Here is a 1084-nt window from a genome sequence, read left to right as displayed (position 1 = left end):
GTCAGGGCGGGAGGTGGGTGCGGTGTTCGGATGGGCGGTCGGCGTGGTGTCCGGGCGGGTGGTGGCTGTGGTGTCCGGAGGGGTGGAGGGCGCGGTGTCCAGGCGGGCGGTGGCTGTGGCGTTCGGGCGGGAGGTGGGGGTGGTGTCCGTCGTCGTGCCCTTCCGTGCCAGGCGGGCGCGTAGCGGTGCGGCGGCCCGGCGGGCGTCGCGTACCGACAGCGGCAGTGGCGACCAGCCCGCGGCCCGCCCGAGCCGTACGACCGGCGGGGCCACCGGTGCGTCGCCCATGACCGCCGACGCCGGGCCGTATGCCGCGGGGCCGCCGTCGCCCGCCAGCACGACCACGGTGTCGGCGAGGTGGACGACGCGTTCGAGCCGGTGTTCGGCCAGTACGACGGTGAGTGCCAGGTCGTGCACGAGCCGCTGGAGGATGGCCAGCACGTCCTCGGCGCCGACCGGGTCGAGCGCGGAGGTGGGCTCGTCCAGCACGAGCACCCGCGGATGCGCCGTCAGCACCGACCCGATCGCGACGCGTTGCGCCTGGCCGCCGGACAGTGTCGCCAGCGGCCGGTCCCGTACCGCCTCCAGGCCGAGGAGGTCGAGCGTCTCCTCGACGCGGCGCCGCATCACCGGCGGCGCGAGGCCGAGCGACTCCATCCCGTACGCCAGCTCCTCCTCGACCGCGTCGGTGACGAACCCGGCGCGCGGGTCCTGGCCGACGTACCCGACGACGTCGGCCAGGTCGCGCGGCGGGTGGTCGCGGGTGTCGCGGCCCGCAACGGTGACCCGGCCGGACAGGATCCCGCCGGTGAAGTGGGGCACCAGCCCGTTGACGGCGCGCAGCAGCGTCGACTTGCCCGAGCCGGTACGGCCCACGACCAGGCACAGCTCGCCCTCGTCGACCTCCAGGTCGATGCCGGACAGCACCGGGGGAGCCTCCTCGGTGTACCGGAAGCCCACACGTTCGAAGCGGATCATCAGGCCTCCCGCCGTCCGGGCGACGACAGCAGCGCCACGGCCACGGCCAGCACGAGGGCGGCGGCCGGGAGCGGCGGTGTGCCCGTCGTGTGCGCATCGCCGGCCG

General features: G+C 75.7%; 1 protein-coding gene. It reads right to left on the bottom strand.

Annotated elements, in window-relative coordinates:
- The coding region (locus ACFFNX_RS48805) for an ABC transporter ATP-binding protein (RefSeq protein WP_378213284.1) at nt 1-978 on the bottom strand (978 nt) is incomplete at its 3' end.
- Nucleotides 979-1084 lie beyond the last annotated feature (106 nt).

The organism is Actinoallomurus acaciae, from assembly GCF_042429965.1.
Taxonomy (GTDB): domain Bacteria; phylum Actinomycetota; class Actinomycetes; order Streptosporangiales; family Streptosporangiaceae; genus Actinoallomurus; species Actinoallomurus acaciae.
The sequence above is the reverse complement of the archived record's forward strand: the minus strand, read 5'-3'. Positions and strand labels throughout refer to the sequence as shown.